Genomic DNA, 15,605 nt, shown 5'->3' with positions numbered 1-15,605 from the left:
CCTCAGGATTGCCCGCAAACAGTCGTGTCCGGTCTATTTGCGGTGGGCGACTCCCTCAACCCCGCGAGGGTTTATGCCAAAGCCGGGCCGACGGCTCCAATCAAGCGAAGCGCACTCAGCCCTTTTTTGTCTGCGCCAGCCATTGGTCGAGACTGATGCGGCCGATCCGTGCATCGCCGAGCGGGACAAGCGATTGTTCCTCGACGCGGCCGCCGTAGTAGAGCGCATCGCGATCCGTCACGACCGGGCGGCCATCGCCCACCGATTTCAGATAGCGCGAGACGATCTCCGCGAACGGTCCGCGGTCGGGGCCGGCGATGTCGACCGAGCCGTTCAGCGGCGCGGCGAGCGCGACCTCAGCGAGGGCTGCCGCGACGTCATCCGCGGCTATCGGCTGAAACAGCCCGTCCCCAACACGCACCGTCCCGCCTTCTGTGCCGTAATCGGCGATGGCGCCGATGAATTCCATGAACTGGGTCGCGCGCACGATCGTGTAAGGCACGCCCGCCGCCTCGATCGCTTCTTCCTGCGCAACCTTGGCGACGAAATACGCATTCTCCGGTGTGCGTTCGCAGCCGACGATGGACAGTGCGACGTGATGGCGTACCCCGGCGGCCACTTCCGCCTTGCCGAGGTTGCGCGCCGAGTTGCGGAAAAAGTCGAGCACCGCCTGGGGCTCCCACGACGGCGCGTTCGCCACATCCACGACGACGTCCGCACCCGCTAGCGCGCCGCTCAAGCCCTCCCCCGTAACGGCGTTCACACCGTTACGCGGCGACGCGGCAAGCGCCTCATGTCCCGCATCGCCAAGCAGCTTCACAAGACGCGACCCGATCAGGCCGGAACCACCGATTACGACGATCTTCATGACAGATTCTCCAGATGAGAGGCAATGAACGCGCGAAAGCGCCTGGCGGGTCGCATCGACCGAAAGATTTCGCCGCCGTCGCATCGCGTGAGGCTATTGTGGGAACATCATGAACCATCGAAAAGTGCCAAGAATTGCCGTTTCGACCAGGCCAAGTCATTTCCGAGCTCCTTGCCAGCAAGACAGTCATGCCCGCGCCGCCCGCCACCTTCAACATCGATATCGATCGCCAGCAGCACTCGCCGATCTATCTGCAGATCTGCGAGCGCTTCAGAACGGCGATCGCTGCCGGGCACCTGCGTCCCGGCGACCGCGTGCCCGCCCTGCGCAGCCTCGCCACCCAGCTGAATACGGCGCGCGGCACGGTCGAACTGGCCTACACGATCCTGGTCGACGAAGGCTACCTGCAAATGCGCGGTGCGGCAGGCACCTTCGTGTCACCGTCGCTGCCGGCGTCGGTCACGCGGCATGTGCAGGTCGCGAGGGAGTCGAACGGCAGCCAAAACACGAAGGGAAAGGCCGCGCCTGAAGCAGCGGCCGACGTGCGCGGCGCACCCGTGGCGCCGCGCCCGCTTGCCATCGCTGCCGCCATGAGCGGCGAGCCGCGACCGTTGCAGCCCGGGTTGCCGGCACTCGACGCGTTTCCCATCAAGGTATGGAATCGTCTTGTTTCACATCGCGCGCGCAGCGGCGAGCGCGCGATGTTCGCGTACCCCGATCCGGCGGGATACCGGCCCCTGCGCGAGCACATCGCCACCTATCTCGGGTTGTCTCGCGGGGTGACCTGCCTGCCGGAGCAGGTGTTCGTGACCGGCGGCTATCGTGCGACGCTCGAACTCGTATTGCGCAGTCTCGCCCGCCCGAACGATCGCGTATGGTTCGAAGATCCGGGCTATCTGCTCGCGCGCGGTTTTCTGGCCGAGACCGGCGTTCAGCTCATAGCGGTACCGGCGGATGATGAAGGCATCGACGTCGAACGCGGCAAACGCCTGGACGCGCAGGCGCGCTTCGCGCTGGTCACGCCGTCGCATCAGAGCCCGCTCGGGCGCACGCTGTCTCTCGCGAGGCGCATGGCGCTGCTGGACTGGGCAGAGCAGGCATCGAGCTGGATCATCGAAGACGATTACGACAGCGAGTTCCGTTATCTCGGCCGTCCTTTGCCGGCGCTGAAAAGCCTCGACCGGCACGATCATGTGATCTATTGCGGCACGTTCAGCAAGGTGATGTTTCCCGGTTTGCGGCTGGCGTATGCGGTGGTGCCGGGGCGGGCCGTCGAGCGCGTCGCCCGGGTGGCGTACAGCATGAATGCCGGATCGCCGACGCTATTGCAGGCAGCGTTGGCGGATTTCGTCGAGCGGGGGCATTTTGCACGGCATTTGAAGCGCATGCGTGCGTTGTACGGGCAGCGGCGCGTGCTGATCGTGCGCGCTCTCGAGCAGGCTTTCGGCGAACGGCTGACTGTCGAATTGCCGCCGGGAGGCATCCAGTTCGCGGTGCGCTTCGCCGAAGGCCCTGATGGTCCGGTCGACGACGTCGCCGTTGCTGCGCGCGCACGCGAGGCGGGGCTCGCGGTGCTGCCGCTTTCGATCTGGTACGCGAACGGCCGTACGCAACACACACCGCGCGGCCTTGTAATGGGCTTCGCGAACGTCGCCGATGCGGGTGAGGCCGCCCGGCTCGCGCAGACGTTGCGCGAGTGTCTCGAGGGGTGACGCAGAGGCCGGCCTCGCTTCATTTGACTCGACACGCCCGATTCGCTGCTGCCCGCATTCGACATATCCGCCAGTTGGCTCACAGGGAAATTCGATCAATTCAAGCACAGCGGTTCGCGCCGTCCACGCGTGGAACGCACGGCAGTGCGATGGACGCGCTGCAGCTGTAAGCTGTGGATCGCTTCACTGAACGGCCATACGGACTCCGCCCCGACGCTGAGCGCACAGGCCGGGGGGGCAATCATGCCTGGTGGCGGCTCAACGACCCGTTTCAGGTATCGCCCGGGCTGTGCTCTCGCTGTTCATGGCGTTGCACCTCCCACGTGTCCAGTTCGAGCAGCAGGGCGTCGATCGCGCATAACTGCGCTTTCGTGACGTGCCCCGAGTCGAGCAGCCGGTAGAGCCGCTGGCGCCAGTACCCGGCAGGCAGGATGGACGCGCCGGCGTTCCTCCAATCTGAGGACCGCACCGCGCGGGTGATGTGTGCAATTTCCTGGTCGAGCAATGTCATCGTGGTGCCCCTCCCTTAGGGTTACCAATGGCTTGTCGATGCCTTCGTCACCGCACTGCTTTCGCCTCACAGGCGATCGCCAGCGCGCTCGCGCGGCATGACAGCTCTTTTTCCTGACGCTCAGATGCCTCTCGAATATTTCGTTCGAACGAGCACCTCCTCAAGACGGACCGTCGCCCATGTGCACGAGGCTCCGGCATGATCGCGTGGCGCTGCCGGCAAGCCTGGGTCGCCGGGTCAGGCATTGTCCGGACGGCAAATTCCAAACGAGGGCTTCTCGGCGCCCCTTCGGCTCATACAGGCGTTTCAGGCAGCGTCGATTGATACCTCAGTCGCAGCCGCGGCTGTCATGAACCTGATCACCGGAAATCCTCAGGCAATTGAGAAGAGTATAGGCATAGCATTTCATCTGACAAGGCAAGCCACCCCCAAAGGCGTCACCGGCCTCGAACGGTTGCGCTTTTTGCTGGACTTCGAGTATGTGAACGGCCCGCGAGCTCATCGGCGCAACGCTGGGACACCCAGAAACGGACCGGCGCGGCGACCACTAGCTGCACCTGACAGGAAAGCGAAGAAGGCGGGGGGAGACTGGTAGCGTGGCTGCCGCCGGTCCATTCCCTGAGGTGCTTCCTTCATGTTTTCCGATTCGATTCGATGGCCGCCTGCCGCCATCAAATTGGCCATAGACCACTCTAGACGTTAACTCAACCTGCTAACTCCAACAGCTATTTGCATATTCCCTCTGAGGATTAGATTACGCAGCAGGTGTCGTTTTGACTGGACAAGGAGAAGCGATGAACCTGCCATTCCATTACCCCCACCCTCCTTAGTGCGCCGCGATTCCCCCATGCCATTGAGGCAGATGATTGCAAACAATTGCGGGCGCTGCTTATCCGGTTAGTACCACACAGCAATACGATGATCGATTCACCACATTCAAAATTGCGAAGCTCGAACGTGGCTTATCCGGCGACGGCCTTTTCGTCACGCGTCGTTCGGCTATCGGCGTAAGCGGGCCGTGCCTGAAAGCTGTCAGTTGGGATCTTCCGGGTGCTTCGCGGCTCATTTTTGTTAGCAATCCATATTAACTAGATTAAGCGGATGAAATGCCCATAGCGGTATTGCCGTCTTGTGTGCGGGAAGAATTCCGACAACGCCGGCACTTGACGAAGCATTGAAGAAACAAGAACAGCCGCTGCACGGGTAACGGTTTTGTCACGCCGACCTGAGGCACCTAGACCAAGACATCTATTTCGTTTGCTCCGCCATGCTCTGGCGGATCTCGAAACCATCGGGGAGCACGGGGGCTTCATGCCTTTCCGGGTCTGCCCGACCACTTCAACAGGAGTTGTCAGCCATGACCCAGAAACCTCCCAGCATCAGGACGCCTGTGGCGCAAGCCGTGGCCAGGCCCTACGCCCGGTCAACCGGCGCTGCTTCGCCCCGCCTCGAGACCGAAACGAAATTCATGCAGCAATACCGGATCGCTGCGGCTGTACACGGCGGAGGAGACATTGTCGCCATACGCAACGGCAACGGTCGGGTCGAAGCCTTCACCGTCGGCACCGACGGTACCGTCTGGAATTTTTTCCCTGACCCGGCGAGCGACACCGGCTACAGCGCAATAAGCACGGGCCTGGCCGCGCGCTGGGTGGTGGCCGGCCTGAATTCCGCGGGACGCATCGTGCTATTTGCGGCAAACAATCTGAACCTGAACTACGTCGTCGAGACCAGCAAGACAGGATCCGACCGCTGGTCAAGCGTGATGACCGCCACCTTGCCGCTGCCCGTCAACGCGACGGCCATCGCAGGCCTGTATGCCGCGCAGATAGCAGGCAAGCTCTATGTGGCTGCGCTCACCAAATTCCAGAGCGCGTCCCCCGGCAGCTCCTATTCTCTGGCGACGTCCATCTGGGATCAAAAACCAGGCGTATTCCAGTCCACTTCCGTGACCCTGTCTTCGCTCAATTGCGTCTGGTCCGGTTCATCAGCCAGTACCGCCGAATTCACGGTGCTCGATACGGTATTCCTCGGCTATAACGTCTCGACGCAGCAGGTCAAGCGCTATCCGTTCGCGGCCACATTCAAGTCCATTGCCGTCGCGACGAGCCTCGACCCCGCCGGCAACAACAGGTATTTCAGTGTGCTGTCCGACGGCAACCTTTACCAGATGGTGGGCGGCTCGGGCGGCCTCCCCTATAGCTGGGCTCAGGTGACCCAAAGCATGAGCTTTCGGGACGTGCAAAGCGCCGTGTCCGCGTCCGGGGAGATCGAGCTCTTCACGCTCGACACCGGCGCGCGGCTATGTCATTTCGCGCCGGATCAGCAATCGGCCACGGGATGGTCCAACACCATGGCGATCCAGACGGGCGTGGCGTTGCTGGGGGTTACCCAACTCGACCAGGGAAACATCGAAGCCTTCACGGTAGGAACGACCCAGGCCACGCTCAGCCACCTGATCAAGGAGCAGGACAGCGGCAACTGGCAGATTTCTCCTCTGGAGGTGCCAACCTCGGGGCAGGTCGAGGAATTCATCTCCTACTCCACCGACCTGATGGTCTATGACGCCGCCGGCGCGCCATTGCCCAACGCCCCAGTACAGGTTTGGGCTTCGTCGCAAACCCAGATCGTCGTCAACGGCGCGAGCTACACCGTGGATGCCCATACGCCCGCCAACCTCACCTGTTCGCCCGGCGGCACCCTGAGCATCACCCAAGGCACAGGCATGCTCGGCATTCCCGCGCTGCAGATCAATCTGGTCAACCTGATGCCGTCGGGGCAAGCGATCGCACTCGAACAATACGCCGGGGTACAGGAGCAGCTCGCCACGGTCAGCGGCACCGACCTGATGAACGCACGCACGGCCGATGGGCAGTACCTACTGCAAGACCAGTACCGCACCGTCGAACAGACCAATGAACTGGCATCGGCCTTCAACCAGTGCATGGCGATCACGCAGTCCGCTTATGTGAAGCGCGCGTTGCAGACGCCGGTTCTCGGGGCGGCGCCCAAGGTGGGTGTGTCATGTGTCGAAGCCGACAGAACCACCGACCTCACCCGTTTGGGCGCGGCGACTCAAGCCCGGCATTGGCAGCTCGAATTCAGCGCTGGGAAGCCCAAATTCCGCACGATGACGGCTGAGCAGGCCGAACACCTGATCCACGAAAAACGTGCCCGGCACGTGTTGACCACGCAAGCAGCGGGTGGCATCCTGGACTGGTTCGGCAGCATCGGCGATTTCGTCGAAGGGGTGGTCAGCGGCATCGTGAACGTTGTCGACACCATCATCACCACGGTCGGCAGCGCCGTCAAAGCGGCCATCACCTTCGTGGTCAACGGCGTGCAATACCTCTTCGAGACCGTGGTGCAGTTCGTGCAGGATGCCTTCGACCTTGTCGAAGTGTTCTTTGCCCAGGTGAAGGTGATCTTCGAGCAGATCTTCGAATGGCTTGGCTTCGTGTTCTCCTGGCCGGACATCCTGCGCACCCACGATGCGCTTTACTACACGCTGGAGCAATTCCTCGACTTCCTTCCCGGCGCGGTCGGCGGCATCCAGACCAGGTTCGACCAGGGCATCGCCCAGGTCAAGGACCAGATAAGCGCCATCTTCGACCAGTTGGTCAACAGCGTAGGCGGGACGTCGACGCTGGGCGGCTACACCGACTCGAAAACGCCGACCGCGCCGGTCTACAGCTCCGGCAACGCCAACAACATCGTGCTCAACGCCACCGTGGAAAACTCGCCCGCGGCGAAGCAAACTACGGTGGTGCCGCCATCCAACACCGGCCCATGGGACATCCTGACCCAGCAGATCCAGAACCTGGCAACTTCGGTGCAGAACGATCCGGCGTTCAATGATGCCCTCGCGTACATGAACAACCTGGGCGGCAGTCCGGACCAGATCTTCAGCCAGTTGCTCAGCGCGCTGTTGCGCGTCATGCAGGGTCTCGCCAACGCCATGCTTTCGGGCGTCCAGGCCGTCGTCGACGGGGTGCTGCAACTGGTGCAGACGTTCCTGAACTCGCTCAAGGACCTGTTCACCGCCGACTGGAACATCCCCTTCGTGACCCAGTTCTACGGCTGGCTGACCAATGGATCGCAACTGAGCCTCGGTGACCTGTTCGCACTCGTGCTCGCGATTCCCTCGACCATCATCTACAAGGCGATCTACGGCAAGGCACCCTTCCCCGACCAGGCGAGCGTGGACAGCTTCAAGGCTTCTTTCAGCGCGCAATCGATGCTGGCCAACTCCGGCCTCGCGCCGACCAGCGCAACGGGCAAAGCCGTATCGGTCAAGGCAACCCGGGAACAGGCCACGCCCGCCGCGGAAAGTACGCCGAACGCCGCGCAAGAGCTCATGGGCATTGCCTCCGTGGTCTCCATGGCAACCTACGCCTTTATCTCCGCCGCCCTCGATGTACGGCCGACCACCGGGACAGGCGCGGTGGACCCGCTGACCAAGACGCTCACGAAGTTCGCCCTGGGCGGCGAGATTGTCGCGCAGGCCGCTGCCTGCCCGTGGATCTTTTCGTCCGGCGGGCCGGACTGCGCAACAGCGGAGGGCGCAGGCAAGTGGATGTACATCTACACCTCCCTGGGCGTGGTGCTGGATTCGGCCTTCACGATCTACGACGAGGCCTTCCCCGAGAACAACGACACCATTTGGGGCATTGTGCTGGCCTCGCTCTATGGCGTGGGTCACGCGGTGGTCACCGGCGTCACTTTCACCAAGATGTCGGGCTATTCGCAGGCCGGCAACATCGTGATGCTCATCCCGGAGATCGGCAAGCTGCTCAAGCTGCCGGCTGTCGAAACCGCCACCAGTGGGATCTCGCTGGTCGTGATCGCAGCGGCGGATGCGCTATGCCTCACGTCTGCCGGCATCCTGGGCTTCGTCGATCTGAACAGCTCGAGCAACGTGTCACTTCGCGTAGCCGCCGTGCCTGGCGCCGTACCTCGCCTCGGGCTCGACGCCATGCTGACGGCCACGCGCGACCCCGCACCCGGCGCTGTGCCCGAAGCCGTGCCGGCGCTCGCCGTCTGATCCAGTTGAACCAGAGATGCCGGCAACCGTCGGCATCTCTGCCCGCGCCTCGTAACCATCGCTATCCACCGACTTTCTCACCCTCCCAACAAGGAGACCGTCATGCTCGTTCGTATACCTAAGAGCTCCGCTTTCGTGAGCCGCACGCCTGTGGGCCTGCCTTTGGTGCTGGTCCAGGGCACGAGTGAATTCAACGGGACCTACCTGCGGCCCAATTCGGGTAACACCGGAACCGTCCCTGCCGGCGGGCCATACTCCGCCTCGCCGGACATCTGGTTCGCCGGCAGCACGCCCATCGCGAACTATCAAACAGCGCTCGCCACTGACGCGAGCTACGCCACGTCGTCGAACAACAACATCTACTCAGGCCAGACCAACATCCTCTACGTCCGCGGCAAGAACGGCGCCACCGCGAACAGGACCAACACGGTGCAGCTGTACTACGCCCCCTCCGGCATCATCAATGCACCGAGCCAGTGGCAGAACAACGTCATCAAGACGGACACCGGAGGCACCTACGGCAACATCGCCAACCTGGCTCCCGGCACCGTGGGCGTGTGCGATGCGACCTTCGTGTGGACCAATGTCGCCCCTCCCCCTCCGGGCAGCGACCACTACTGCGTGTTCGCCCAGTTCAACGACGCCAACAACAGCAATCCCTTCCCGAGCGTCGATACCGCATTGGACATGGGCGCCCTGATCATGAACAATCTGGGCTGGGGATGGCGCAACACGTCGATGATCTCGGCCACGCCGACCTGGCAGTACACGACGCCGCTAAACATTCCGAGCGACTATCCCACCACCAATAGCTATTCCATCTTCATCGCGCCCACGGGCTACGTGGGCTGGGATGCGGAGTTCTACAGCAGCCGCCCGGACTCCCAGGGCAATCCGATCAAGCTCGGCCGCACGAAGGTCACGCAGGACGGCATTTTGCTGGGCGTGGCATCCGCTGTTCTGGAGCCCGGCTACCAGTCACTCATGACGGTCAACATGTACAGCCCCGACGGCCGCGGTCCGGCGCCGGGGGCTCGTGTGCCGATGTCGGTCAATTACGTGGCCGGTGCGCAGAGCTATCTCGAAGCCATCTCGCGCAACCTCATCGATACCGAATTCATGTTGCGACTGCGCCGCAGCTGCCCTGAGCTGGTAGGCGTGGAGCCCACCGCCTGGATCATTCAGGGCACCTACAACTGGCAAGTCACGAACAACCCGGCCATCAAGTGACGGCCCCGGCGATTTTCGTCGCCCCCAAGAGCAAGGAGATTCTCCATGAGCACAGCATTTGCGCACGACGCAGCGCCGGCGCTGCCGGGAACCGCATCGACCTACGATGGCCTGTACCTGCGGGACAACCTCAAGTCGCAGGGCACGCTTCCGGCCGTAGCGCCGTTCAACGCCTGCCCCGACATCATTCAGAGCAGCATGCCGGTTGCCGATCCTCAGAAGACATTCGGCACGGTCAGCAGCTGGAACACGATCTACCCGATCTCTCCCGCGCCTGGCAAAAACTACTACTATGTGCGCGGCCTGAACGGCTCGTCTGAAGACTTCGAAGGCCAGATCAGCCTGTTCTGGACTCCTGCACAGTTGATCCTGTTTCCTTCGACCTGGAAGAACAACCCACTGTTGACCGCATCGGGCAGTGAAGGCGTGAAGGTGCAGGCAGCGCCGGGCTTCGTCGGCGTGGGCAACGACGGCTTCGTGCTCGACACCGGCACCGTGTCACTGTCCAACCCGAACGCCTTCTACAGCTTCGTCGCCCAGAACAACGCAGCGCCCATCCCCACCATCAGCAGCTGGCTGGAAATGTCTCAACTGCTGACGCAGCAACTGGGCATCGGGTTTCGCAACATGATGACATTTGACCCGGTCACCGGCCCCCTGCTCGCCCGGATGGGATTCAACATTCCCATGAGCGTCGGAGAATCCGCGACGTTGCAGCTCACGATATCCACCCAGGGCATCCCGGCTGGCGACAACATCGGCGTGATCGGCGACTGCTTCACTCCGGAGATGAAGTCCATCCTGCTGCAGCCGATCAAGACCACTGGCAACAGCTACGTGGCCGGCATCCAGTTCGACGTGGACCCTGGCTTCAATTCGTCCGTCGCACTCCAGTACTGGAATACATCGGGTCTGGTGCCTGCGGCGGGCAGCACCCTTACCCTGAGCGTGAACTACGTGGTGCCGCAAGAAAAATATGCTCGAGCGCTGACGCTTGGCGTGCTCGACTCGCGGTATGCGCAAGCTGCGCCGACGGTAGATGTCGGGCCCCAACAGATCGCACCGGTTGGCCAGGTGACTTTCGTTGTGGCTGCATCGACCTGAACAACGGTCCCTGAGCGTCTTTTCGACACGCCACTCGCGGCAGCGGGAGGCGTGCCTTTCAAATAATGGAGTCACTGTTATGCGCGCCCCGCGCCACGCCGCGTGCATCGGAAAAAACGCGCACGTGCGCGTAACCTCGTGCGGCTCTATGCCCGCAAGGTGCGCGCTCGCGAATGCGGGCGCATCGGTGTCGGTTCGTCGAGCATCAAAAGGCGTGGATGACTCACTCGTGGCAAATACAATCCGACCGATGCCAGGTATAGCCGATCCAACTATCAATTGATCGAAATGCGAGTCGCCAACGCGAGGAATCGTGGGCACTCATTTGCGGCCCCCCGTTCCCCCCGTACTCCAATCGCGCTCCCACTATTGCGGGATTCCTGCGTCGGATCAGTAACGATTAATGCCTGGCGTGATAACGTCTCCCGCCAATTGACGCCCTCATAACCCCTGCTCGATCGCATTGGCAAAAAATCCAGTTTTTGCTGCTTTCGCAGGATTTCAATCTTAAGAATCCGGCTTTAAAACGCGCATTATTTCATCGCGCAATCCGGATTTCCATTCTGCATAACTGAATTATCGATAATCCGGGGAACAGACCGTGAACCACCCAGCCTTCCCACGCGTTTTCTCCGGCGCCCTGCCTTCTCAGGACCACCGCCCGTTCCGGCTACATTGGCGCCGTTCGCAAAAGGATCTGGCTGGTCTGCTGCTTATCCAGCGCCTCGATGTTCGCGAGAATCTGTGCGGCGGCATCGAAGGACGCATTTCCTGCATCTCCACCACGATCGGCGCACCGCTATCGATGTTTCTCGGCCAGCCGCTGACGATCCAGATGGTTACCGACCGGAGAGCATTGCATTCAATCTGCGCAATCGTCACCGATGCCCTCGAGGGGGAATCCGATGGATCGCTCGCGACGTATCAACTAGTGATCCGTGACGCGCTGTCGATCATGGAACGGCGCATCAATACGCGCATATTTCGTGGCAAAAGCGTCATCGATATTTTCCATACGCTCGTGCAGGAATGGCGACGTAGAAGCTCGACACTGGGCGCAAGCTTCGATCTGGATATGTCTGGTCTCTATGCATCAAAATATCCCGTGCGCGAGCAAACGCTCCAGTTCGATGAAAGCGATGCGGATTTTATCCGCCGTCTGTGCCGCCGCGAAGGCATCGCCTGGTCTATCCGCGCGGGCGACGGTCGCAACAGCACCGATCTCGCGAAGCAGCCCTTCCACACGCTCGTACTGTTCGACAACGCGATCTCGCTCCAGCGGGCGAGCGTGGGCAGCGTTCCCTACCGTCCCGACGCGGCAACCGGAAAGCGCGATTCGATCACGCTCCTCGCGATGAATCGCCAGCTCGTCGCGGGCTCGATCCGGCGGGCAAGCTGGGACCTCAAACGTAGCAGGGTCGACCAGTTGGACGCGCCTACGCGGGTCGACCAAGGGCCGGCAGGCAATGATCTCGCGGCCCTGCTGTCCGACGCACGGATCGATTCGCCACATTGTGCCGATACATCGAAAGACTATGAGCGCCTCGGCATCGCGCGGCTGCTCGCCCACGGCGCGCGCTCGACAAGCGTCAGCGGCGCGAGCGGCGCGCGTGACCTTGAAGTCGGATTCTGGATCCAGGTGACGGGGCACCCGGAACTGGACGCGTTGCCCGAGCCGCAACGCCGCATCGTTATCACCTCGCTGCACCATGTCGGCGAGAACAACATGCCGAAGGCACTGAATGAGCGGCGCAGGCATTGTTCGAGGCCAATCGCTGGCAGGCGGCTCACGCGCCGCTGTCGGTCGACACGCCGGCACGACCGACGGTATTCGATGGCTCGTCGCCGAGCCGCTACGAAAACACGTTCAGCGGCGTCCCGCAGGGCACGCCGCTCACGCCCGCGTACGATCCGCGCATCGACCTGCCGCGCGTGTATCCGGTCACCGGAAAGGTCATGACGCCGGATGGCGAGCAGGTCTACACCGACGAGTACGGCAGGCACAAGGTGCAGATCCAGGGGCTCGACGCGTCAGACCACGCGCACGCCAAAGGCGCGGGCACCAGCCACACCGATTCGGACAGTGCATCGGTGCGCGCGCTGTCGAATTGGGCGGGAGACAATCTCGGCCATCAGACGCCGCTGCGCGCCGGCATGGAAGTCCTGCTGGACTTCGCCAACGGCGACCCAGACAAGATGTACATCGCCGGCGTGTTCAGCAACAGCGACAACATGCCGGCGACCTTCAGCCGGAAGGGTGCGCTGCCTGGCAACCGGTATCTATCGGGCATGCGCTCGCGCGAGATCAATGGCGCGCGGTACAACCAGCTCCGGCTAGACGACACGCCAGCTCAAATCAGCGCGCAGTTGAGCAGCCAGCACGGGACGTCCGAACTCAATCTGGGCTATCTCGCGCAGCCGCGCGAGAACGGGCAAGGCGCCAACCGTGGCGAGGGCGCGGAACTGCGCACAGACGCCGCAGCAGCACTGCGGGCCGCACAAGGCATCCTGCTGACGACTTACGCACGCGGCCAGGCGAGCGGCAATCAGCTCGATCGCGACGAACTCATCCAGCTGCTGGGCGAGTGCACGGAGCTGTTCAAGTCGCTGGGCGACTACGCGGGGCAGCACGGCAGCCAGGCGATGGACACCGCGGGGCAAGGCGCGCTGGCGTCGGCGTTCAAAGGCTGGCAGGCCTCGGGCGGTCAGCCGCTGATGGCGCTCGGCGCCGAGGCCGGCTTCGTGAACGTGACGCCGAAAACGCATGTGACCTATGCGGGCGAGAACATCGATCAGGTGGCGCAGCAGCATGTTCAGGTGAGCAGTGGGCAGCGCATCAATCTGCAGGCGGGCCATGGGGTTGCACTGTTCGCTCAGGCCAACGACATCTCGGCGCTAGCCAATCAAGGCAAGGTGAGATTGCAGAGCCAGGGCGACGACACGCAAGTCGATTCCGCGAAGAACGTGTTACGAGCGAACTCTGCGTGAAGCAGCAGCCCTTGCCCGGCGTCGTCATTTTCGTGCACGGCGTGAACTCCGAGGGCGAATGGTTCGAAGCCGCCGAGGAAGGGCTGTGCCAGGGCCTCAACCGCCGGCTCGCGAGGCTGGACGACCAGATGGCGCACAGGGGTGTCGTCGGTGGGCAGCTTTCCCCCGTCTCGTACACCGAAAGCCTGACGCCGGATGGCTTTCTCAATCCGGAGCTGTGGGCCGGAACCTACATCAAGCCTGATCCGTCGTTCTCGCCGGTCATCCACTTCCGCTGGGGCTACAAGGCCAACAAGGAAGAACTGAAGGAGTACGGAATCTTCCTGAACGATCAGGACTACTGGGGCGGCGGCCCATTCGCCAACGGCTGCACCAGCTTGCCTGACCTGTGGCACGAAGGCATCGACGACCGCGTTTTCGGATTCCTCTCCGTGCAGGCCCTGAATCCGACGCAACGTCCCCTGTATCGCACGCCGCCGCGCGGCTATGGCGTGCTGGCCGCGTTACGTCTTGCCAGGCTGGTGCAGTCGATCCGCCGGATGCAGGCCAATGTCCCGATCACGATCGTCTGCCACAGTCAGGGCAACATGGTGGGCCTCACGGCTGCGTTCTTCGGCGACGCGTTCCCGCAGGTTCAGGACCCGTGGGGCAACACGGGACGCTGCGTCGCCGATGCCTACGTGCTCGCGAATCCGCCTTACAGCCTGGCGAACACCGACACCTTCCTGGAGAACTGGTCCCAGCGCGAAATGCGCGACGCCCGGAACCGGGGCGGCCGGCAGACCTACGCGGCGCGCACCCAGACCCTGCGCAGCTTCTTCGACATCATGCGCGCGCACGGCATTCGAAATGCCGGCCGGCAAGGCCGATGATGACATGGCCAACACGCGTACCTCGGAGACGGGCGGCAAGCCCTACACCGCCGGCGAAGACCGTACGGCTCACGGCCTGAACGGATACACCTATGGCCGGGTGACGCTGTATTGCTGCCCGCACGACCAGGTGATTTCCGCCGCCACGGTTCAGGGCATCGGCTGGCGCGGGCTGGGCCGCGTCGTTGAAGATCCCGCCCAAGGCGGGTCGCGCGCGCCCAACGGGATGCCAAACGACGAACTGGCCGACGTCGGCGCCCATGGGGTGCTGACCCAGCGCGTCTTCGCAAGCGGCTTCGAGGTCGGCAGACAGGCTGACTACCACTACTGGGAAAACGACTGGCGCTACAGGGAGGGCAAGACGTCGGGGTTCTGGTTTCCGCCTTCGCCGCCGGCCAGATACGGCATCAAGCATGCATGGAGCGCCAACGAGAACTACGTGGCGAAGCTCGCCACGACCGCTACCGCGCCCGTGCTTTATCTCGTGACGATGGCGACGTCAGCCTTCGGCCTGTGTCCGGTCAACGCCGAGCCGCCGAAGGGCTGGACGGTCACGGCCGATGCGCCGCCGCTCGATGAGCCGTTTGCGCCACAGGCCCTGCGGTACGGCAAGGAAGTTCACGTCACCGATGGCGAATTCACGAGCAACTTCAACGAGGGCAACGACCCGCTGGCCGCGGCCCGGAATGCGGACAAGCAGGACAGGAACGCCGACGACCCCTACGACAGTTACAAGCTCAAACAAGCCGACCAGGAAGCGGCTGGAACCATCGGCAGCGAGGCGTTACAGCGCTACGAGGACCACGCGTCCCTGCGCATGCGCGTGCGCAGGGACGGCAATTCGCAGTGGATCGACGGCGAAGGCAACGTGATCGGCGAGGACGGCAGGAGCGCCCTGCCCGAGGGGTACGCGCAGTGGCGCAACGAGCAGGTTACGGAGATCCTGGATGGCAGCCGGACGAACAACCCGACCAACCACTCGACCATCATGACGAACCCGATGCATGCGCGAAAGGCGCTTGCTTATGACGTGGCGATTGGGTTGTGCTACCTGTCGCCAGAGCAGATGGCTGCCTTGCGGATCGAGGCGGACTGGAGGCTGGGGAAGGGCATGGATAAGACGAACCCAAGCAAGAAGTACTGGGAATACTTTGATAGCGGGACGATGAATGGCGACGCGATTACCAAATGGCTTGCGAATGATCCGGAGGGCCGCCGGCCCGAGAAGATCGCCAATGAACGTGAGGGCCAGTTCTATCTGAATCTGGGAGTTGTG

8 protein-coding genes and 1 pseudogene are annotated in these 15,605 nt (G+C 62.7%); 7 read left to right on the top strand and 2 right to left on the bottom strand.

Going from position 1 to position 15,605, the window contains the following annotated elements; all coding sequences use genetic code 11:
* Positions 1-115: 115 nt before the first annotated feature.
* Positions 116-868 (bottom strand): SDR family oxidoreductase, encoded by a 753-nt coding sequence (locus tag PWP93_RS24415; RefSeq protein ID WP_421027606.1) that lies wholly within the window; start codon positions 866-868, stop codon positions 116-118.
* A 188-nt stretch (positions 869-1,056) separates the two neighbouring features.
* On the opposite strand from PWP93_RS24415, the gene PWP93_RS24410 reads away from it, so the two are divergent.
* The gene (locus tag PWP93_RS24410) at positions 1,057-2,580 is read left to right on the top strand and encodes a PLP-dependent aminotransferase family protein (protein WP_421046357.1); all 1,524 of its coding nucleotides are present in this window, start codon (positions 1,057-1,059) and stop codon (positions 2,578-2,580) included.
* Positions 2,581-2,851: 271 nt separating this feature from the next.
* On the opposite strand, the gene PWP93_RS24405 is transcribed toward PWP93_RS24410, so the two are convergent.
* A complete protein-coding gene (locus tag PWP93_RS24405) occupies positions 2,852-3,091 on the bottom strand; it encodes a hypothetical protein (RefSeq protein ID WP_421046356.1) in 240 nt (79 codons plus the stop codon).
* 1,357 nt (positions 3,092-4,448) lie between these two features.
* Here PWP93_RS24405 and PWP93_RS24400 point away from each other — a divergent pair.
* The 6 genes and pseudogenes from PWP93_RS24400 to PWP93_RS24375 form a co-directional block, all read left to right on the top strand.
* Entirely contained in the window at positions 4,449-8,135 is a 3,687-nt protein-coding gene (locus PWP93_RS24400; RefSeq protein ID WP_421046355.1) for a hypothetical protein, read from the top strand.
* A 102-nt stretch (positions 8,136-8,237) separates the two neighbouring features.
* Entirely contained in the window at positions 8,238-9,365 is a 1,128-nt protein-coding gene (locus tag PWP93_RS24395; RefSeq protein ID WP_421046354.1) for a hypothetical protein, read from the top strand.
* 45 nt (positions 9,366-9,410) lie between these two features.
* Positions 9,411-10,469 carry a hypothetical protein gene (locus PWP93_RS24390; RefSeq protein ID WP_421046353.1) on the top strand — a complete coding sequence of 353 codons (1,059 nt, stop codon included), beginning with the start codon at positions 9,411-9,413 and terminating at the stop codon, positions 10,467-10,469.
* A gap of 601 nt (positions 10,470-11,070) precedes the next feature.
* A complete protein-coding gene (locus tag PWP93_RS24385; protein ID WP_421046352.1) occupies positions 11,071-12,429 on the top strand; it encodes a type VI secretion system Vgr family protein in 1,359 nt (452 codons plus the stop codon).
* Positions 12,426-13,457: a type VI secretion system Vgr family protein gene (locus PWP93_RS24380; RefSeq protein ID WP_421046351.1), complete on the top strand. Its 1,032-nt coding sequence runs from the start codon at positions 12,426-12,428 to the stop codon at positions 13,455-13,457. Before PWP93_RS24385 ends, PWP93_RS24380 begins: the two co-directional genes overlap by 4 nt.
* Positions 13,388-15,605, top strand: a pseudogene (locus PWP93_RS24375) (T6SS effector phospholipase Tle3 domain-containing protein); the annotation flags it as partial. The gene PWP93_RS24380 and the pseudogene PWP93_RS24375, both read left to right, overlap by 70 nt.

It is taken from the genome of Paraburkholderia sp. A1RI-2L (assembly GCF_048957375.1).
Classification (GTDB): domain Bacteria; phylum Pseudomonadota; class Gammaproteobacteria; order Burkholderiales; family Burkholderiaceae; genus Paraburkholderia.
Note: the sequence above shows the minus strand (reverse complement) of the source record. Positions and strands in the feature narration are given on the sequence as shown.

Excerpts from the sequence above, each read along its gene's own strand:
- PWP93_RS24395 (WP_421046354.1), top strand. The coding sequence starts at position 8,238 with ATGCTCGTTCGTATACCTAAGAGCTCCGCTTTCGTGAGCCGCACGCCT.
- PWP93_RS24415 (WP_421027606.1), bottom strand. The coding sequence starts at position 868 with ATGAAGATCGTCGTAATCGGTGGTTCCGGCCTGATCGGGTCGCGTCTT.
- PWP93_RS24410 (WP_421046357.1), top strand. The coding sequence starts at position 1,057 with ATGCCCGCGCCGCCCGCCACCTTCAACATCGATATCGATCGCCAGCAG.
- PWP93_RS24405 (WP_421046356.1), bottom strand. The coding sequence starts at position 3,091 with ATGACATTGCTCGACCAGGAAATTGCACACATCACCCGCGCGGTGCGG.
- PWP93_RS24390 (WP_421046353.1), top strand. The coding sequence starts at position 9,411 with ATGAGCACAGCATTTGCGCACGACGCAGCGCCGGCGCTGCCGGGAACC.
- PWP93_RS24400 (WP_421046355.1), top strand. The coding sequence starts at position 4,449 with ATGACCCAGAAACCTCCCAGCATCAGGACGCCTGTGGCGCAAGCCGTG.
- PWP93_RS24380 (WP_421046351.1), top strand. The coding sequence starts at position 12,426 with ATGACGCCGGATGGCGAGCAGGTCTACACCGACGAGTACGGCAGGCAC.